This window comes from Flavobacterium sp. LM4 (genome assembly GCF_002017935.1).
In the GTDB taxonomy this organism is placed as follows: Bacteria; Bacteroidota; Bacteroidia; order Flavobacteriales; family Flavobacteriaceae; genus Flavobacterium; species Flavobacterium chungangense.
In genome coordinates this window covers 28,628-50,438 of the sequence record NZ_MUFW01000001.1, presented here as the reverse complement: position 1 = coordinate 50,438, position 21,811 = coordinate 28,628, and the positions used below count along the sequence as shown (strand labels likewise).

Genomic DNA, 21,811 nt, shown 5'->3' with positions numbered 1-21,811 from the left:
TTTCTCGCAGATTTAGCAGATTTGGGAGATTATTTTTTGCTTTTAAATTGAAATCTTAGCAAATTTCTTAAATCAAATCTGCTTCAAATCTTTCTATTATTTCACAAGGAAATTAATTTTACGGCTCATTGTATCACCATCTGCATCTTTAACTGTTAATACAAAAGATGCTAATCCTGGTTCAATAGGCGTAAACTGAACTTCTTTTCCTTTTAAGACTACTCTCCCATTAGTAAGATCGGAAAAAGTAAATACCGGGGTTGTTTCGTAACCTTTAAAATAGTCTGCAGCATTTAAAACTGTTTTCTCACCCGATTTTATAAAGAAATGCGGCTGTGCCATCCAGTCTAAATAATTATCTAATTGCGTAAATCCGTCTTCATCTAAATCTAAATTCGCATCTGAAAAATCTCCTGCTTTAGAATTTTCGTTTAAACTGAATGCTTTTTCCCACCAGTCCGGCAAACCATCATGATCCGTATCCCAGTCTTCAGGACGGGTTTCTGATGCAAAATCTGGCCATCCTCCGGCATCAGATTCGTTATCTATCATTCCGCCTAAACCGCTTTTACTTCCTTTGTATGTAAAAGTCCCTCTTAAAGTTTCCTCTATAATTCGGTTATCGTGTTTATCAAAAAATGGCTGATTCGCACCAACATCTGAAAGCACATTTTTATAAGCTCCATTTGCTGACTGCGTATTTACATAAGAATCAAAGAAAGGTTTGTCTACAAATGTCTCATAGTCTACTTTATCGTTATTAGTAATGGTTCTTTTTCTGCCTTTTTCCTGAGATTTCTCATCAAAATAGCCAGGCATTACATTTCCGTCAAAGAAGTAACGCTGCATTCCTTTACCAACTCCCTCGTGCTGTGCATTTAGTGCTACAAAAATCCCTGTTGAAGCACCCGGTTTATAGAAATTATTTACAAAATTCACTTCGTTTGCTCCACCGTCAGTAGTTCTTTTTCCCCAGTTGTAAACGACATTGTTTCGAATATCAATTCTTCCGGTATAAAATCCGTCACCGCTTAAACCTCCTCCAACACTCCAGTTACGGCCATAATTATGTGCCAGTAAATTGTGGTGAAAACTTCCGATATCACCTCCAATGGTAGCAGCATATCCGTGCATTTTTCCTGCTTCATATTTATCGTGTCCTGCCACATTCAAAGCCTCCGAAATTAAAGTTCTCTGTAATGTAATGTGATGTGCGCCACGGGAACTGAACGATTCATCAATAGTCCAGCTGATGGAACAATGATCAATTATGCTAAAGTTAGCACCTGTTAGTCCCATACCGTCAAAAGTAGTTCCCCCACCGATTCTAACTTTCAAAAACCTAATAACACTGTCATCACCCGTCAAACCAATTGGTGCACGGCTAATCGTAATTCCTTCGCCCGGAGCTGTCTGTCCTGCAATGGTAATGTATGGCTGATTTACCACTAATCTTGATTTCAATTGAATATTACCCGAAACATTAAACACAATGGTTCTTGGTCCTATTTGCTGATTAATGGCGTCACGTAAACTTCCAGGTCCGTCATCGTTAAGATTGGTTACTTCAACGACTTTCCCGCCACGGCCTCCAACGGCAAAACGTCCGTAACCTTCTGCTCCCGGAAAAGCCAATTGAGCCGGTTTGAAAGACCACAAATTTCCTAGAGTGACATTTCCTTTAGCATCTATTTCATCAACACGCCAGTAGTACGTTGAACCGCTGTATAAATCAGAAACTGAAAATGTTCTGTCCATTAATTTACCTTTGAATTCTTTTGATGATTCAACAGCATTGGCAACAGCATTTTTATCTTCTCCAAAAAACAATTTATGTGCCACTGCGTTTTTTGGAGCATCCCATTCCAGCAAAAACTTTTTGTCTGTTGTAACAACATGTTCATTTGCATTTTCCGGTTTTGGAGAACGCGCCTGATTCATTAAGTTAGGTGTATCAATTTCAAAACCATTGATTACGATTTGCTTTACAATATCAGGATTTGTTGTTAGGTCAATTTCAAAACGAATAATAACTTCTTTCGATTTTACTGCATTAAAAATAATATATGCCATAGAGGCATCTATTTTCGCATTCGCTCTCTCACTGGCATTGATTGTTTCCGCTAATTTTCCGTTTACAAAGATTTTTATTGGTGAAAAAGTTTTTCCGGCGATAACATCAAAAGCATTGTGAAAAGTTAAAAGCGTGTGTTTTCCTGGCTTTAACCCACTGATTTTCATTTCCAGATTTCCTGCTGTAACCAGTCCGTCAGCTCCCAATCTATTGTAAAATGGAGCATTCATCCCCACTTTATACCATTTCGAACTAAAATTTCCTTTCAGTTTAAATGTTACACCATTAAAAGTTTTTTGGTCTTCTTTCATTTCATTTACAACCCATGAGTCATAACCCGGAGCATGAACTTCTTCCAGTCTCCTCTGAAAAAAATCAAAATCGACCTTTATAATTTGTTTATTTTGTGCCTGTCCGTTGGCAGTTAAAAGCAATGCTAAAGCAGCAGTGCTAAAAAATTTCTTTATCATTTTAATTAGTAATAGTTAGTTTAATTTTTTCTTTTCTTCTATTGAAATCCCTAACAGATTTATAATATCTTTTTTTCTTCCTTCCGGAGTTACTTTAATAACTTTCAATTCGCCATTAATTAATTCAACCTCAATTGTTGTATTTTGTTTAGCATGTAATTTAAAATGAACGTTCCATTCTTTTGGCCAGGCAGGAAAGAGATAAATTTTTCCATTGACTTCCTGTAAAAGCATTTCCTGCATGCCAATCATTCCCGATCCGCCCCAATTATGATCTGGAACCCAATCAAATCCTGGTCCCCAAAATGCAGGAAAACGTCGGTCTGAATTGGCCATTTTCAACAAATTATATTTTGCTGCTTCTTCGGTTAAGCCTAATCTTGCCGAAAATATATTATCCTGTTTCCAGCCGATATGACTTCTGAATTTTATTGCATCCGAATCGTATTTCCATGTATTCAAAGCCGTTTCTAAATCGGGTTTTCCAACTCCGTAAATTCCCCACGGATATACCGGATACAATTGTGGCACTTCGGTATTATTAATTCGTTCCCATGTTTTTGCCGGAAGTAGCACTTTGTGGTTTTCGATAGTTCCAAAATTCAAAGGAGGGATCCGGTTTTGAAAACTTTTCAGGTATTCTGTGTCTTCTTTGGACAATTCTTTTTCAGAAAGGTTTAAAAGATTTTCCGTAATTATTTTCAATGCCGAAATAGTGCTGTTGGCATTGTTGGTCATTTTGTACGTTTCGACAGCAGAACCCGGAAACAGTACTAAATGTCCGTTTCCATCCAAAGCTTTTCTGCCTCTTTTTTTAGCCAAATATTGATAGTGTTCGTCAAAAAATCGAAGACAGCTGATGATGAATGGATTGTATTTCTGAATATCTTCTCCTGCATATTCTTTCTGCTGCAACATCATCTGGCAAAACTCAAAAACAGTATCCCATTCATATTCGAGCCAGGCATTATACTCCATTCCCGGATCATAATCTACTGGACGTTTCCATTCGTATTCTGTAGGATTTGGCAAACCAAAATTTTCTAATTGTTCGGCAAACGATGCTCCATTGTGGTTCCAATAGACTTTGCTTCTTAATTCAGCATTTTTCTGAAGGCTCAAATAATAATCAAGCTGTGATTTCATCATATCAAAATCACCGCTTTTTACCATCGGATGATACACTAACCTTTGATTTTGAGCCGTCATCGTTCCGCCTCCCCAATTTCTGAAATCAGGTGTAAAATTCAAATCGGGATTTGTAAAAACGGGATCAACTGTAAACAATCCACCATTGAATTTGGTTGGATATTTCCCGTAGGCATTGCATCCTAACATGTAACGGAATAACTGATAATTCTGCCCTATTTGATACAACGAATCTTTTGCAGTCGATTGATTTTTTTGTGTAAAAATAAAACTGCGGTTCCAGAAATTATTCCACCATTTTTGAGTGTTTTTTTTAGCTTGTTTTGAAGTGCTTTTATTGGATGAAATCAAACTTTTCAATCCATTATCCCAAGTAGAAAAATCAGATTGATTGGTATTTAAATAAATTTCTAAAGAATGTTTTTTCGATAGTTTTATGCTTGATAAGTTATAACCTTTAAAATCAGTTGACTGGTATTTTCCTAAGTAAGTTCCGTTTGGTTTTAAATTTTCGCCTTTAATAAATCCGCCGAAAGTCAGATTCGTAATCGGATTCAGCATTTGGTCTTTAACCGATTCCATTTTCTGTTGCTTAACTGCGACATCAAAAACAGTATTTTCTCTATTTCTGTGGTAGAATTTTATACCGTTATTTTCAAACGAAATGGAATCTTTATACGTAATAAGCTCTCCTTGAGGAGCCCATTTATAGGAATTAGCGTTGTTTTCTTTTCCTTTCGGATAACGATTTTGAAAACGCCAGCTTTCATAAGAAGTAGTCATTTTAAGCGAAGTTTTACTTTCTAAATCAACATGAATAATCGGTTTAAAAATGTCCACCCAAAGTTTTATTTTAGTATTATTCTGTCCAACTAAAACATATCCATCTTTCAGTTTTAATTCCTGATGAAAGCCATCTTTTCCTTCAAACGGATTCGGACTTAAATTAATTTTTACTCTTCCTAATTTCAATAAAGTATTATGCTCATCGAAAGTCCCACTTCGTGAAAAATAAAAATACAAATCGCCTTTCTCCACCCAGACATTCATACCAATATCACCTCCACCCAAAGGCATAGATTCTGATGAATTGTTGCTTTGCGTTGTCCATATTTGATTGTAATTATCAAGCGCAGGGATTTGTGCTTTAAGGCAAAGCGTGGTAAAGAAAAGTATTAATAGTATATTATTTCTCATCGTTCTATCTCCTGCAAGATTCTGAAAACCTTGCAGTTATTTTATTTTTTTTTTATTTTCTCTCACAGATTTATTCTCATTCTTTGTCATTTCGACGAAGGAGAAATCTTCGTTGCATAATCGACAAAGATTGCGGAGCTACTTGCGAAGATTTCTCCTTCGTCGAAATGACAAACTAGAGGTTAAAAAACCATTAAACAATTATAAATTACCACTCATCCGTCCTAAAAGAAGAAACCGGCAAACCTCCTGCACTAAACAATTCCGCTTTAGCGAAATCTTTCCATAAATATCTTACTGCAACTGGATTTTTTACTTTATCAGAAGTCAAAACCACTGATTTTCTTCTTACCACAGTTTTCGCCGGATAAAAAACTTTGTCTTCACCAGCAATTTCAAAACCGGTAACTTCTTTATCATAAGACGTAATTCCGTTTGCAACATCATCAAAAGAAACCGTTATAGCGCCGTCTTTTATTTCCATTGATTTGTATTTCGGACTTTCAAATTCGAAACCTTCGATTCCGTAAGTTCTTGCTAAAGCCTGAAAAGCCAATCGGTTTCCTCCTTTTTCTTTGTCCATCGGATGAATATTGTTTTCTTCTCCAACGTCCATTAAAACTGCCATTGCTGAGTTTGGAATTTCCTTTGAAGCCTTAAACTGCGCTTCTCTTAAATAAGCTGAATTGTATTTTTCTAAATAATCTTTTGGATGAAATGAGGCATAATTAAATGGCGCAATCTGAGCAAAATAAAAAGGAAAATCGCCCTGATTCCACATCGTTCTCCAACTGCTGACCATTTTTTTCATCAAAGCACTATATTCCGAAGCTCTTTCGTAATTCGATTCACCTTGGTACCAAATACAACCTTTGATTCCGTAACCAATTACAGACGAAAGCATTCCGTTAAATAAAGTTGTCGGCACACGATTGGGATCTTTTGCTAATTCTTCTTTGGTAGTTGGGATTTTGGCACTTGCGAAATCTTTCAGCATTTCTTTGTTCATCCACGCTTCCATGCTCGAACCTCCGTAAGAAACATGAATTAAACCAACCGGAACATCTAAAACTTCTTGTAACAGCGATCCAAAATACCAAGCTGTTGCACTAAAATTAGATGTTGATTTTGGGGAAGCTGTTTCCCATTTTCCTTCAAAATCTTGTAAAGGTTCTAAAACAGTTGCTCTTGGAATTGTAATTAAACGAATGTTTTTATTTGCTGATCTTACGATGATTTCATTTCCGTTTTTAACGGGTTGTCCTTGAAATCCTTTCAACGGCATTTCCATATTCGATTGTCCGGAGCAAAGCCAGACTTCGCCAATCAAAATATTTTTGATGGTTATTTTTTCGTTTCCTTCCTTAACTTCAATTGTAAAAGGTCCTCCTGCTGTTGGCGTTTGTAATTCAGTTTTCCATTTACCGGAAGCATCTGCTTTTGTTTTATAAATTTTAGAATTCCATGATGTTTTAACCGTAACATTTGCATTCTTTTCTGCCCATCCCCAGATTGGTGCGATAGATTTTTGCTGCAGGATCATATTGTCGGTAAACAATGCTGGTAATTTGATTTTGGCATTGATTTGAAAACTTACTAAAATCGTTAATAATGCAATAATTAATTTTTTCATTTCTATTATTTTTATTTTAATCTGTATTTCATCGGATTAAAATCCGTTGATACAATATGAATCATTTCTTCCTATTCATCGGGTTAAAACCCGACGCTACAATATAAACCGTTCCTTCTGAACTCTAACATTATGTAATAGAGCCTTCGGCTCGAAACATTTTGTAAGGCTGGACTTTAGTCCAGTTTATAATGCTAACCATCATAAAAAAGAGCCGTAGGCTCGGTACATATATCTATTTTTCCTTAACAATCACAACCGGTCCTAACAATCCCGCTTTCAATAACGGATTTCCTTCCAATCTAAATGGCGCTGTTGTCCATGTCAATCTATCTTCTTTTGGAAGTTTTTGATCGCCTATTAAACGGTTTGCCCAGGTATTCGTAATTTTTATTATGATTGTGTTTTTTCCTTTTTGTAATGCCTGTGAAATATCAGTTTTGAAAGGGAAAGTCCAAATTGTTCCGCAGTCTTTTCCGTTGATTGAAACCTCTGCGATATTGGCTATTTCGCCTAAATCAAGCCATATTTTATTAGCATCTTTTCCTTTCCAAATGAAGTCTTTTTTGTAAACCACAGTTCCTGCATAATATTTAATCTGATCGTTTTCAGAAGTGCTCCAGTCAAAAAGTTTATTTGTTTTTACGACTTCTTTCGGACCTTTAAATTCAGTATCAAACTGTAATTCCCAATTCTCATCTAAAGTCTGAACTTTTTCAAATTCAGAAGATTTTCCTTTAGCTAAAACATCTTTCGTTTCGTCTTTAAAAATCACAAAACCGGATTCGTTGGCCTCTAAATTTATTGAAACGATTGTTCTTCCGTTTTCTATTTTCCAATTGGCTAAAGTTGTCGTTTTATCAGTCACCGGATTGTACCATTGCGGAATTTTTCCTGCTATTCTAAACGAAGCATCAAATATTCTCTTTGCTGAATTTTGATTTGAAAGGAAATATAAATCTTCGTTTTCTGCTTTTCGGTGTGTGTAGGCAATAGTTTCTGAATCGGTTCTGTTCAGGTTCGGAAAATAAACATCTTGTGTAATTCCGATGGAAGCAAAATCATTTCCTAAATAAGGTAATTTGATAACCGTTCCTTTTTCAATTTTCCATGTTGATGAATTGGCATTATTCCAGATTTCAGCAATTATATTCTGCCATTTTTTTTGATCCGCTTCTGACTGAATTCCGGGTTGAATGTTTGGTTTTTCATCTACAAAAATCGTTGCGCCGTCTTTAAGCAACTGCAGGATTTTTTCGGCGGAAGCCAAAGATAAAATCTTATTTGGCGCCATTTTATGACTTCCCGGAAAGAATAAAGCGCCATATTCTATTCCTCCATCAAATGAAATTTTTCCGTTTATTACTTTTGCTCTGTTGATTAAAACATCGGCATTGAAAGAATCGTATTGATAACCATTTAACGGATTAATCCATTGTGATAAATCGGTAATATTTTTAGAATAGGTCACTTCCTTAGGCATTTTAGCCGTAGGCTGACCTTCATTTTCCAAACGTATTTTCTCACTTTCGATTCTTTCTTTTCCAAAAACATTCGGAATAAAAGGCATCAAACGATCTGGAACAAAAGAACGAGAAGGAAAATCTTCACCAATAAAAACTGCCAAATCAATTACTGGTTTTCCTTTTTGCAATTGAAACTGCACTCTTTGGCAATAATCAAACCAGGCTTTTCCGGGTTTCCACCAAGTTTGGTCTCTCTGGAAAAAAGTTCCAATATCGTCTAAAGTCATTCCAGGTTTTCTATCCGTCCAGGGATTATGCACAAAAACGTGATAGAATAAACGGTTAATTCCTAAAGCGTAATTGCGGTCTGCAGTTGTTTTTAGATTTCCGGGATGTTCATCCCAATCCATTCGCAAAGCCGTAAAAGATTCCGACTGAATAATATCTTTTCCATAAATATGTCCGCCCGAAATGGCATCGACCATATCAAAAGGTTTGTCGTGCGTTGGGCTTTTCAGCCAAAATTCTCCACCTGGATAATCAACATATTTATAATGCAACAACGCATCACTCATCATTGTTGGCGCAACGTTTTCTGAACTTAACTTAACGTTGTATTCTTTTGCAATCTGAGCGACAGTTCCGTAGAAATTATCGGCAACTAAATCGGCAATTGTTTTTCTAACATCGTATAAAACTTTCTCTGAGAAATCGGCACTTTCTATCGGAATTCCAGCCATAACTGGGAGATAATCTACAAGATCGTAGCCACGTCTCTTTTTAAATTCGGACTGAAAAACCGAAGACCAGTTCTGGCTTCCGCATTCCCAGCTGTCAAAATGAAGGATTTCCAAAACTTTTGAAGCCAGTTCAGGACCAGCAGAACGAACGGCTTCTCCGAACCAATGATCTAATTGAAAACGGATTAATTCTGGATTAAATTTGTCTACTTCTAATCCTTTTCCTGCTCCGCCCGTTGCATTTTCATGTCCGGTCGAAGTATGTCCCATTCGGATAATTTTCCATTTTCCTTTTGGGGCTTTCCAGTTCAGATTTCCGTCAGCATCAACAAAATTGGAAATATTAATAATTTCTGATTTTTTGAATGCATCTGTATTTGGTATTTGTTTTTCAGTAGTTTCTGGAGTCAGACGCCAAATTGCTCCTGATTTTCCTTCGTAATTATTGATTAAGGACTGATTTGAAAGTGTAATTTTACTTACTTTCAGGTTTTGTTTCCATTTTGCAAAATCCAAATCTTCTGCTCCAGGTTCTGTTCCTACTGGATCATAAACAAACCTGAAATATTTTGCCATAACAGGCGCAATGGTATGCGTGTTTGGAAAATCCATATCCTGCCAGCCGTGACGCGGTGCAATCAGTCTTTCGTGGAATTTAAAATGAACTCCGTCATCACTCACTTCCACAATTAAGCGCTGTGCCTGATAATCTCTTCCTTTGGTTTCAATTACAATCGATTTGCAGGTAAAAGGCTGAGCAAATTCGTACTGAATCCAGCCTGCATCGGCAAACTTGAAATTTTCGTCTTTTTTAGGATCAGCCAAAAATGAAGCATCTGAATTATTTGATGTTGTAACTTTTGGCAATTGAATTTGTGATGTTGTTTGATATTCTTTTATCGGAATAGCAAAAGTCGCAATGTCTTTATAATAGTCTTTGTAATGTTCCGGAACGGGAAGTTTTGAAGCTGCTTTTTTTCCTCCTAAAATTTCAGTTGTGGACCAAACCACTCTCTGCATCGACATTTCGGGCGTCATCCACGGACCTCCTGCAACAGCAAATCCATCTGCTCCATGAAAAGCCAATTTTAAACCTAAACGATCTGCTTCTTTAAAAGCCCAATGAATCATATCCCAAAATTCAGGAGTCAATTGTAAAACAGGAGGATCAATTAATGGTGGATTTACTGGACCTTTAATGGTCATTAAATACGCACCTGCAATTCCGGCTTGTTTCATAGCCTCTAAATCGACTGTGATTCCTGCTTTAGAATACGCCGATTTCATCCAATACCAATACACCCAAGGTTTTGAGGATTCTAGTGTTGGCTGAAAAGATTCTTTTTTATGGATTTCCTGTGCAGAGACGAAGCCTGCGAGGAGTAAAAAGATAATAGTCGAAAGTTGGAAAGTCCAAAGTCGAAAGTCTTTTTTGAAAAGAAAAATTTGGTTGCGGTTAGACATTTTACTATTATTTTTCATTTGTTTTGTCATTTCGACGTAAGGAGAAATCTTCATAAGTAGCTCCGTAACGAAAGTCCAATCTTTGTGGAATCTCTTGCGAAGATTTCTCCTTACGTCGAAATGACAAACTGTATCTTTTAACTTTTAGTTTTTAATTTTAAAATTATCAATTATCAATTATCAATTATCAATTATCAATTATCAATTATCAATTAATATTTAAACTTCTTCAAACTATTTTCCAATTGATTTTTTGAACCGCTGAAAGGCGTCAAATAAAAACTGTACTCATAATTTCCAGATTTAATCTGATATTGCTCTAATGGCTGTGCAACAATCGTCCAGCTATCATTTCCTCCTACTCCCATTTGGATTAAATCGATGTTTACCGTCAAAAATCCAGGGTCTTTCAAATCATACGTATGTCCTGCTGAGCTTAAGTTTTCTTGTGTATAAGGCCATGCACTCATGCTTAAAACTTTAGTGTCGTTTACTACTAAAAAACCATTATTTTTCTGCGGAGTACTTAATGCCATCCATCTTACATCACATCGGTTTCCGTTTTCCTGTGGTTTTGGATAATGTTCGATAAAATCATTTAATGGAAGTGAATATTTCCCAACAAACGAACCGAAACTTCTGTCGCTGTAATTTTCTAATTCTCCTTTTCCGTACCAAGAAATCTGATCGAATTTTCTTTGAACTCCCATCTGCATTCCGACTTTTGGAATGTTTGGCAGTTTGTTTGAAGCTTTCAAGCTGTAATCTACTTTTATCAGTCCATCTGGTTTGATGTTGTATACTACATTTACGCTTGCGCTGTCTTTTATAACTTCATAATTACTTGTGATTTTAATTTCAGAAGCTGATTTATCAATTGAAATGTTAACCAATTTTGGTTTTGCTTTATACCATTGTTTCAACAATTTTTGCGATTTCCAACCACGTTTATCATTGTCAGTTAAAGGTCTAACAAAATTCGGAAGTAAAGGTGCAAAAACCTGTTCTTCTCCATTGAAAACATATGAACTCAAGGCTCCGTTTGCTTTGTTGATTTTGATGTCGAAAGATTTTCCTTTGATGTTAAAATCTGAATCTGATTCGGAAACATTTAGATTTCCTTTTTTGGATTCTAAAACAACTTCTTTCTTTTTCAGCAGAAACTGATCTTCTGCGACAGCGTATCCTTTAGAAGCCCAAATTTCATCTTTCGAAAGCTGGAATTCGATATTCAAAATGTACTCTGCATCTGCTTTCATTTTTGGAAGATACTGAGTCACATTTAATGTTGTGGATTGTCCTGCCTCTAAATTGAATGGTTCTAGAATTTGTGTTTTAATGATATTTCCGTTTTCCAAAACTTTTAAAACCGGAATATATCCTGCCAAAGATTTTACAGCACTGCGATTTTTGATTTCTAACTGATTCCCGTTTAAAGTTGAAACCGCTGGCTGATATACCCATTTATTTTCAAAAATTGATCCTTTTGGTTTTCCGTTAGAATCTACAATTCCTTTTGTATTGAAATTTCCATCGTGGTATTTTTCACCAAAATCGCCTCCGTGAGCAAAATAATTCTGTCCTGATCTGGAATCGAATTTTACTAATCCCTGATCTTTAAATTCCCAGATACAACCTCCAATAACTCTTGGAAGCGAACGAAATTCATCCCATAATTCTTTTAAATTCCCAACTGAATTTCCCATTGCATGAGAATATTCAACGAAAATAATCGGTCTTGTATCTTTCTTTTGATCGACTAAAAATTTCGGAGTAAAAACGCCAGGATAAAAACGGCTCACCATATCTACATACGAATCATCTTGCGGATTTTCGAATCGATAAGCGTGATCGATTGTTTTAGGGTATCTCGGATCAAGCGGATCGATATATCCGTCTAATTTTGCATTTCCCTGCGCTGGTTCGTAATGTACGGGACGTGTAATGTCAAAATCATGAACCCAACCCGACATGGCGGAATGATTTGGTCCTTTACCACCTTCGTTACCCAAACTCCACATTACGACCGATGGATGGTTTTTATCTCTTTCGACCATTCGGGTCATACGTTCCAAATAAGCGTTCGTCCATTTTGGATCGTTACTTAATTTCCCACCAATTCCGTGAGTTTCCTGATTGGCTTCGTCCATCACCATGATTCCGTATTGATCGCACAATTCGTAAAAATAAGGATCGTTTGGATAGTGACTTGTTCGTATAAAGTTGAAATTAAACTTCTTAATCGTTGTAATATCTTGTTTGATATCTTCTCTCGTAACCGCTTTTCCTCTTGTTGGATGATGATCGTGACGGTTTACGCCATACACATAGGTTTCTTTTCCGTTAATGAGCATTTTTCCGTTCTCTTTCGAAAATTCAATCGAACGGAAACCAACTTTACAGCTTTTGGCTTCGGTAACATTTCCGTTTTTATCTTTTATCGAAATAACCATTGTATATAAATTCGGTTCTTCTGAACTCCATTTCTTCGGATTTTTAATGGTTTCTTGGAAGAATCCAAAACGTACATTATCCAGACGAGGGTAACTTTCGTTGATTAAATCAATCACAGGTCTTTGAAGTGGTACTTTGAACATTGCCGTATTATTGGCATCGTACAATTGAACATTCATCGTATAATCTTTGATTTTTTCTCCTGTAAGATTTTCAACTTTCGGACGCAATTTGAAAATAGCATCTTTGTATTCTTTGTCTAATTTCGTTTGAACAAAGAAATCCTGAATACGCAGTTTTGGCTCAGCCATAATAAAAACTTCTCTCTGGATTCCGCTCATACGCCAGTGATCCTGATCTTCTAAATAAGAACCATCCGTCCAACGGATTACACGAACAGAAACTACGTTTTCTCCTGCTTTTAAATAAGGTGTAATATCAAACTCGGATGGCAGGAAACTATCTTCTCCATATCCCAAAAATTCTCCGTTTAACCACACTTCAAAACCGGAACTTACTGCTCCAAAATGTAAAGTCACGGTCATATCTTTCCAATTTTCCGGTACGATAAAACTGCGCTGATACGAACCAACTCCGTTATAATCTTTAGGGATATAAGGCGGATTTATGGGTCTAAATGGATAAACCGCACTTTTGTAAATTGGATTATCATAACCTTTCATTTCCCAGTTAGAAGGCACTTCGATTTTATCCCAGCCTGAAACAGTATTTTTATAGAAATCTTTTGGAGCTTCTTTTTGATTAACGGCATATTTAAAATCCCAATCGCCATTTAGCATTTGGATTCTACTTTTGGTTCTGTCGCCTTTTAATGCGTCTTCAACACTTGCGTATGAATAAGCTGTTGCTCTTGACGCCTGTCTGTTGATGCTTGTAACAGTTGGATCTTCCCAAGGTGCAAACTGGTATTTTTTATGCAATTCTGGAATTCCCGCTGGTTCTCCTGTTACGGATTGGGCATGTGTGTAAGTTGTGAATAGTAAAATTACAATCAAAAAGTCGAAAGTCGAAAGTCGAAAGTTGAAAAATTGCTGAATATGATTGGTTTTAAACATTATTTTATTTTTAGTTCTTTTGTCATTCCGACGAAGGAGGAATCTCCTTACTACATTCTACAAAAATTGGTAACCCTTCAGTGAGGAGCTACTTGTGAAGATTTCTACTTCGTCGAAATGACAAACTTGGTCTTAATACTTAATTCTTTTTACTTAATTCTTCATCTTTTTCTCCGGCGGAGCCACAAAATTCAATTTGCTTTTCCCTAAATCTTTAGACGTTGCAATGGCGATTCCTCTTTGTTCTGCTTTGTTTACGGCACAATAAAAATGATAGACAACACCATCGTGTTTTACCACAAAAGATTTATGGGCAAACATATCATCATAAGGTTCAGAAGATTTAACTAAATCGTCGCCTTTCCAGTCCATCCAGTTTACTAAATCATTCGAAACGGCAAAACGGTTAAACGCACCCTGATCCCAACCCGTCCAGAAAGCTCCAAAATAGAACATCACCCAAGTATCATTAATTCGCTGAATATAAGCATCTCCTGAGATTCCTTTATGATGGTTGATTAATGGTTTATCGCCATAACGCTTCCATGTTTTCATATCGTTTGATACTGCCATCGCAATGCGTTCTGCGCCTTTAGCAGGATTTATACTATCACCACGAGCGTTATAATACATGATGAAATTGTGTCCTGTCAACTTATCTTTATCCCTAATCACACTGTTTTTGTACATCGTACTATTGTCCCACCATTTGGCGTCTTTATCTTTTGGTGTTAAAACCGGATTTTCTAATCTTTGAAACTCGTGTGGTTTTGTCGGTTCTTCTTTGGTATACGCCATTCCGATTGATAAAACGCCTGCTTCATAACCTTTGCTGTCTCCGCCAAAATAACTCATCCAATATTTGTCATCGTACTTTTCCCATTCGTAACTTCCTCCCCAAGTTGGATCTTGCAACGAAATATATCCTGCTTTTTGGTTGGCATCCCAATGTTTTTCATTTTCTGAGAAAGACATTACTTTACCTAAATATTTCCAATCTAAAAGATTGTCACTTTCTGCTAACCATGTTTCATAACCTCTTCCGTCGTAAATTAAATACGTCATATACCATTTTCCGTCTTTTCTAAATACACTCGGGCAATCCATTTTGTATGAGTTGTCGGTAGGAACCATCACCAAACCGTATTTATAAGGTGTTTTAATTTCCTCATAAATCTCCTGCATTACGCTGTCGGTAATTTCTCTTTTCTTGTATTTGGTTGCACAACTTGATAAGAGAAGTGCTGAAATGGTTAGAATTAGGTATTTAATTTTCATTTTTATGTTTTTTTGCCACGAAGGATCTAAGTATTTTTACTTTGTGTCTTTGTGAGATTAATTTCTAAGCTTTACATTTAGCTCTCGCAAAGTCGTTAAGACACAGAGTTTTTTTTATTTTTCTCTCGCAGATTTTGCAGATTTTTTTATCTGCCTGATCTGCAAAATCTGCGGGAAACTTTAATTTATTTTTTCAATTCCCTTAATTTAGACTCCATCACGTCTTTGTTTAATTTTACTTTTACCATTCCGGTTGGATGAAATCTTCTTTTCAAATCGATTGCATTATAAACTATTGTGTAGACGTCGTTTCCTTCAGGTATTAAACACAAAGGCGTTCTCATAATATCCCACCATTTATCAACTTTGGTTTCTATTGGTAAATAATGTGCTTCTGCCCAATTAACTCCGTCTGCTGATAACGAGTACGCAATCATATTTGGTAAATGATGTCCCCAACCGTCTGGGCCTCCATCGAAAATCGCGATGTACAAACCGTTTGGTAATTGACTTACAATTGGGTTTTCTACGAATAACGGATGCATTGTTTTAATGGGTTCCAAACCTTTATTCATTCTTAACCAAGGGCCTTCTAAACTTTTGGATTCGGCTAAAGCCACAAACCAGCCTTTTCCTGATTTCTTCGGATAATCTGCCCATGAATTAAACGGATAAGCACCGCTGTAAAATCCGAAGTATTTATCTCCAACTTGGTATGGAAAAAATGAAGCCACACCCTGACGTCCTTCCCAAGGCTGAGAGTCCAATCCCGGTTCCATAATAATTCCCATATCTTTGTAAGGTCCGCCAATTCCATTGATTCCTTCAACCGTTGATTCGCAACGCCATATTCTTCCAAATGAATGATTTGGCTCTATTTCTTTGCTAACCGTATAAGCCAAATAATAGCCGTACCATTTGTTTGCCTTTTCGTTAAAAACCGGCATATACGACCAAATTGCGGCACGGCGATCATTCATTGGATTATCGTCTTCCGTTACAGCGTAAGTTCCGCTTGCTTTATAAATGGTTGATTCTCTTTTCCAATGGATTGCATCTTTACTTGTCCAATGTCCAATTTTAGTTTTTACACGATCGTAATAGTAATCAACACCTTTTTCTCCTGCTCTTTCGGTTGGAAACATATGATACGTATCGCCAACTTTTACTACTCGTCCGCCTTCGAAACCACCTTGAATTCCTTCTGTTCCAGACATTCCTTCATCAATAACCGGTTTATTTTCTCCGCCTATGATTTCGAAAAGCGGTTTTTCATCTGAAAATCCTTCAACGATAAAAGTTGGATTCCAGAGTTTTCCGTCTGGAAATTCTGCATTTCTTTTTTCTAATTTTTCAGAAGATTTTACGACTCCTAAAACAGCAAATAATCCTTTTCCCAGATTTATTGTTTGAGTTCCTTTTGCAAATGAAACTGCATACACATTTACAGGAGGTAAACCTGTAATCGTCAATCCGTTTTCTAAAATTAATTTGGCATTTTGAAGCTTATCAGCTTGAAGATATTCCGCATTTTTATCCTGAAAAACACCTATTAAAACCGTAACAGGTTCTTTAAATTTTAATTGCAATGAAGCATTAGTTCCATTTTTATATTTGTCTAAAGGAAGTTCAATCCCTGTCAAACCTTGAAGTTCTGGAGCTAAACGAACAATATTGTGTTTGCTTCCTGAAAATACATGAGCGTATTGCGTGGTTTTGAACGTTTTGTAATTGGATTTTACAATTTCAAATGATGCTGTTTTCCATGCGGTTTGTGCTGTGGCTTGGATGCAGACAATTAACAGCATTAGGAAAATGGCTTTTACTTTGAAGTTGTATTTATTATTTTTTGAAAACATTGTTTTTTTATTTTTTATTGACTTCTAAATTTCCCCAATCTTGTCATTTCGACGAAGGAGAAATCTTCGTTTGCTGAGCACGCTTTGCAGATCAAACTTTGTGGAGCCTCTTGCGAAGATTTCTCCTTCGTCGAAATGACAAAACTGACGTGACAATCTTTGTGGTTACGAGTGTGATTCCTCGTTCCTCAGAATGACAAATTAGACGTTATAAACTATCGGCTAATCTCTCATAACTTATAACTTAAATAGCCTTATAACTCACTTTATACTCCACATTCGGTTTTAGAATCAACTGATATTTATTTTTTGCTAATTCTGTAATGGTCCCTGAATTTGTTTTAGGTTTGCTGGCACTTTCAAAAATCAATTTTCCTTCTCCTTCGCCTGCTTTTACTTTGATTTCTTTGGTATTGCAATACACGGCAACTTCTCCGTTTGGCGTTGGCACTTTTCCTTCCATCCATTTTAAACCTCCTAAATTTGGTTTGATTTCGTATTGGGAATAACCCGGCGCAGTTGGCTTTACACCTAAATAATATTTTCCTAATAAGTAAATCGGACTTGCGCCCCATGCGTGGCAAAGGCTTTTTCCGTAAGGGCGACCATACATCGTTAAATGTTCCGTTCCTTTTTTGTTCGGATTGTATTCTTCCCAGAAAGAGGTTGCGCCTTCATTTAGCATTCCTCCCCAATAGTCCTTCATTTCTTTTAAAACGTAATCTTGTTCGCCCATGGCACACAATGCTTCCAATTCGTAAAAACGCATGTAAGGAGTTGTAATTTGAAGAACATCTTTATTAAGCAACACCTTATTTTTTACACTTTGTTTCTGTTCTTCATTAAAATAATTAAAGAAAATACCGAACATATTAGCATATCTGGTTACAATATTTTGCATTTTACCGTCGATGCGCTGATGCTTCATGACGTTTTCTTTTTTATCCCAAAAGACATCAAATAATTTCGTTTTTAAATCATCTCCTAATTTTTGATATTGTTTTTGGTCTTCACTTTTACCTGCAATTTCAGCACTAACAGCCATTGCTTCTAAACTTCTCGCTAAAAGCATTTGTTCAAAACTAACTTCGCCCGTTTTTGGAAGTCCGTCTGCCCAATCAATAAATACCCAGTCACCTTCTAATGGTTCCAGGAATCCGTTTTTGTTTCTTCTTTCTAAACAGAAATCCATAAGTGATTTCATTCTTGGATAAAAAGTTTTGATGAATTTCGTATCGCCTGTGTGTAAATAATAATCGTAAACACCTACAAACCAATACAGCGAATAATCCATGATGATATTTACGTGAGCCGTTACAGGATCTTTTCCACGAAGTGCTAAAAGCGTTCGTTCTACAGAAGCCGAATCAAAGAATAAATAATAATTCATTAAATAACTTTGATAAGCATCGCCAGACCAAACCCAGCGGTCACGTTTGATTCCATCTATAAAAAATTCACGAGACGTTAAATGCATTGTGTAAGCCGACACATCCCAAATTTTATTCAATTGTTCATCAGATGATTTGAATGCACCACGATAATCTAATGGCAAATATTCATAAAGCATCGAAATCGAATCGTATTTTACACCTGCATCTGCTTGTACCTGAACATAACGGAATGCTTTCGAACCATTATGCGTGTATATTTCAGGCTGTTTTCCATCAAAAGATAAATGATCTAAGGTTTCGCATTTGGCAGAATCCAAAGCTTCTTCGCGAGATTCTCCATAATAAAGTGCTAGTTTCCCTTTTCCTTTTAAACCGTGAATTTTAATGTAACCAAAAGTTTCTTTTCCAAAATCTACCAACTGACCATCTCCTATTTTTTCTGTTTTTTTAGCGCTTAAAGGTTTCGTTGTTAATTTAAACTCAGAAGGTTTATTTTCTGGCGAATTAAAATTCCAAGAACCAACAGGCACCCATGGTGTACCGGATTGTTGTGCTTTTCCAGTTTCATCAATCCAAAGTTTATCTTCATTTGTTACTTTCCAAGATGCATCAGATTTAACGTATTGACCTGAAATATAAATAGCCGGCAACACTTCCTGATTATAAACTTTAAAGGAAATTTTGTGTTTTCCGGCAGGAACAGTAATCGATTTTGGCTGTCCGTAAATTTGAACGCCATCTAAAAGTAATTGAAAAGGTCCTTCTGAGAAGATTTTTACTTCGTCAGGCTTTAGAATATCTACTTCTGTTTGAAAAGTGACCAAAGCATAAGGACTATAATATTGCCAAAGTGGAGGAAACACAGCTTCGCGTTCTGTGCGTCTTACCTGCATTTTATTGCTTAACCAAACTTCAAAATCGCCTGGATACCAGATCCATGTGGCAGGCTTATTTTCCTGAGCAAATACAAAAGCTGAGGAAAATAAAATAATAAAAACAAATAATTTTTTGAAATTTAGAAATCGATTTCGCATAAAAAGATATTTTGGGTTTAAAGATAAGTGTTCCTTTTACATTTCATAACCTGTACTGTCCTGTACCATCCTGAAATTAACAAAATATTGCCGTTTTGAAAGAATTTTAAAACACAATTAGAAACAACTGTTGCACTAAAAAAATAAAAGCTCATAAAGTAAAACTTAAAAACAGAAATTACAACAAATAAAACTATATGTGAGATGAAGAAGGAATCTGGAATAGAACAATTTATTATCTTAATTTCAGCAATATCATAATTTCTGATCTTCCAAAATATAATTAGCAGGTGTCGTACCCAAGTGTTTTTTGAACATATAAATAAACGCACTGGCAGTTTCATAACCCAAATCGAGTGCGATTTCTTTTATAGATTGTTTTTCGCCCAGTCGCTTTATGGCTTCGAGTAATTTTAAGCGGGTGCGCCAGTCGCTGAAATTCATTCCGAGTTCTTTAATGAATAATCGGGATAAGGTTCTGCTGCTCATAAAAGAAATTTCTGCATAATGGTCGATTGTGTTTTTACTGGCCACATCGTTGAGCAGAAGCTCTACTACTTTTTGCAGTCTCTCATGATTCGTTGTAGGCAGGAAAGTAGCGCTCGGTTCAATTAAGGTTAGTTCATCTAAAAACACGTCAATAATTCTTCTTTTTGCAGGTGTAAGATTCCCTTCAGTTCCAAAAGAAATGATTTTAAAAAGCAATTGTTTCAGGAATATCGAAATATCAAAAGAAAAGCTAGAAGTTGGGAGTCCGTCCGTAAACGATGGGTCAATAAAAATGCTGTACAAATTGACATCTTTCTGAAATGTAACCTGATGCTCCAAACCACCAGGAATCCAAAGTCCCTGCAACGGATTAACCACCCAAATCTGATTGTCGACCACAACATTCATCACGCCGCTTGTTGCGTAAATAAGTTGTGCCCGCGGGTGCGAATGCGAAACGCAAACAGCATCGTTTACCACTTCGGTATAACCGACAACGGGTAATTCAGGATTTATTTGAAATCCAAAATCGACTACTTTATATGTCCGAACATCGTTATTCATTGTCCAAATATAGTAATTAAGACATTGTTATTTCTTTTCACCTTTGTAAAATAATTACAGATGTCATTTTTAAAATCTGTCGTAACCTAAAAAACAACTCATGGAAACCATTAAAGCCAATCCTGAAATAATTAAAAAAACGACGTATTCAATCTTATTCATCATCAGTTTTTCGCATTTGATCAATGATCTTTTGCAGGCGGTGGTCCCGTCAATTTATCCGTTGCTGAAAGACAATTTCAATTTAAGTTTCTCCCAAATCGGAATTATCACTTTTACCTATCAGATTGTTGCTTCTATTCTACAGCCATTTGTGGGCATGTATACCGACAAAAAATCAAAACCTTATTCGTTAATTATCGGAATGTGTTTTACCATGACCGGGTTATTTCTTGTTTCGATTGCTTCGAGTTTTACTTACCTTTTATTGTCTGTGAGCTTAATTGGAATCGGCTCTTCTATTTTTCACCCTGAATCTTCCAGAGTAGCCCATCTGGCTTCGGGCGGTAAAAAAGGGCTGGCGCAGTCTATCTTTCAGTTAGGCGGAAATGCCGGAAGTGCCATCGGACCTTTGTTAGCGGCTTTTATAGTGATTCCGCATGGCCAGCATTATATTGCTTGGTTTTGTCTTATTGCCCTGATCGGAATTCTTGCTTTATATAAAATTGCACTTTGGTACACGGAACATCTGGCTTTAAGAAATGCCAATAAAGCAGCGCATAAAATTGAAACGCATCATTTGTCTAAAAACAGAGTAATCGTTTCCCTGATTATTTTGTTGGTTTTGATTTTCTCCAAATATTTCTACATGGCCAGTATTACGAGTTATTATACGTTCTTTTTGATTGATAAATTTCATATTTCGATTCAGCAGTCTCAGGTTTATTTATTTTTATTTTCGGGTGCAGTCGCTGCCGGAACTTTGATTGGCGGACCAATTGGTGATCGCTTTGGAAGAAAATATGTAATCTGGGTTTCGATTCTGGGTGTTGCTCCTTTTACGATGATGCTGCCTTACGTTTCTCTATTCTGGGTTGGAATTTTATCTGTAATTATTGGTCTGATACTTTCGTCTGCTTTCTCTGCGATTTTAGTTTACGCAACAGAATTAATGCCGGGGAAAGTGGGGCTGGTAGCTGGTCTTTTCTTCGGATTTGCTTTTGGAATGGGCGGTTTGGGTTCTGCTGTTTTAGGAAAAATTGCCGATACCACCAGTATCGAATATGTTTTTAAGATTTGTGCGTTTCTGCCGTTGATAGGAGTTATCACTGGGTTTCTGCCGAATATTGAGGCAAGAAAAAAGGCCTAATTTTTTAATCTCGCAAAGTCGCGAAGTCGCAAAGGTTTCTTTTTTGGCATTTAAAGCAAGTTTTGCAAACAATCTTACAGTATTTCATAAAAAAACAGATAGTTCTCTAACTGAAAACTATCTGTTTTTTTGTATCTAATTTTCAAAGTGAAACACTAAAA

Annotated in this window: 10 protein-coding genes; 1 reads left to right on the top strand and 9 read right to left on the bottom strand. The window is 36.3% G+C overall.

The annotated features are described in order from the left end of the window. Nucleotides 1–96: 96 nt before the first annotated feature. The 9 genes from BXU10_RS00165 to BXU10_RS00125 all read right to left on the bottom strand — a co-directional run bounded on the left by BXU10_RS00165 (nt 97) and on the right by BXU10_RS00125 (nt 20,341). A complete protein-coding gene (locus BXU10_RS00165; RefSeq protein WP_078225614.1) occupies nt 97–2,544 on the bottom strand; it encodes a polysaccharide lyase family 1 protein in 2,448 nt (815 codons plus the stop codon). Between the two features lie 15 nt (nt 2,545–2,559). Continuing rightward, on the bottom strand, nt 2,560–4,890 hold the full coding sequence (locus tag BXU10_RS00160; RefSeq protein WP_078225613.1) for a DUF5703 domain-containing protein: 2,331 nt from the start codon (nt 4,888–4,890) through the stop codon (nt 2,560–2,562). A 208-nt stretch (nt 4,891–5,098) separates the two neighbouring features. Continuing rightward, entirely contained in the window at nt 5,099–6,523 is a 1,425-nt protein-coding gene (locus tag BXU10_RS00155; protein ID WP_078225612.1) for a sialate O-acetylesterase, read from the bottom strand. Nucleotides 6,524–6,758: 235 nt separating this feature from the next. After that, nucleotides 6,759–10,211: a glycosyl hydrolase gene (locus BXU10_RS00150; protein WP_223255357.1), complete on the bottom strand. Its 3,453-nt coding sequence runs from the start codon at nt 10,209–10,211 to the stop codon at nt 6,759–6,761. 194 nt (nt 10,212–10,405) lie between these two features. Then, complete coding sequence (locus BXU10_RS00145) at nt 10,406–13,723, bottom strand: glycoside hydrolase family 2 TIM barrel-domain containing protein (protein ID WP_078225611.1); 3,318 nt, start codon at nt 13,721–13,723, stop codon at nt 10,406–10,408. A gap of 153 nt (nt 13,724–13,876) precedes the next feature. Then, complete coding sequence (locus BXU10_RS00140; protein ID WP_078225610.1) at nt 13,877–15,001, bottom strand: glycosylase; 1,125 nt, start codon at nt 14,999–15,001, stop codon at nt 13,877–13,879. 185 nt (nt 15,002–15,186) lie between these two features. Then, entirely contained in the window at nt 15,187–16,860 is a 1,674-nt protein-coding gene (locus BXU10_RS00135; protein WP_078225609.1) for a hypothetical protein, read from the bottom strand. A 244-nt stretch (nt 16,861–17,104) separates the two neighbouring features. Beyond that, the gene (locus tag BXU10_RS00130) at nt 17,105–19,288 is read right to left on the bottom strand and encodes an alpha-L-rhamnosidase C-terminal domain-containing protein (RefSeq protein ID WP_078225608.1); all 2,184 of its coding nucleotides are present in this window, start codon (nt 19,286–19,288) and stop codon (nt 17,105–17,107) included. 255 nt (nt 19,289–19,543) lie between these two features. After that, a complete protein-coding gene (locus BXU10_RS00125) occupies nt 19,544–20,341 on the bottom strand; it encodes a helix-turn-helix domain-containing protein (RefSeq protein WP_078225607.1) in 798 nt (265 codons plus the stop codon). Between the two features lie 100 nt (nt 20,342–20,441). On the opposite strand from BXU10_RS00125, the gene BXU10_RS00120 reads away from it, so the two are divergent. After that, nucleotides 20,442–21,650: an MFS transporter gene (locus BXU10_RS00120; protein WP_078225606.1), complete on the top strand. Its 1,209-nt coding sequence runs from the start codon at nt 20,442–20,444 to the stop codon at nt 21,648–21,650. Nucleotides 21,651–21,811: the final 161 nt, after the last annotated feature.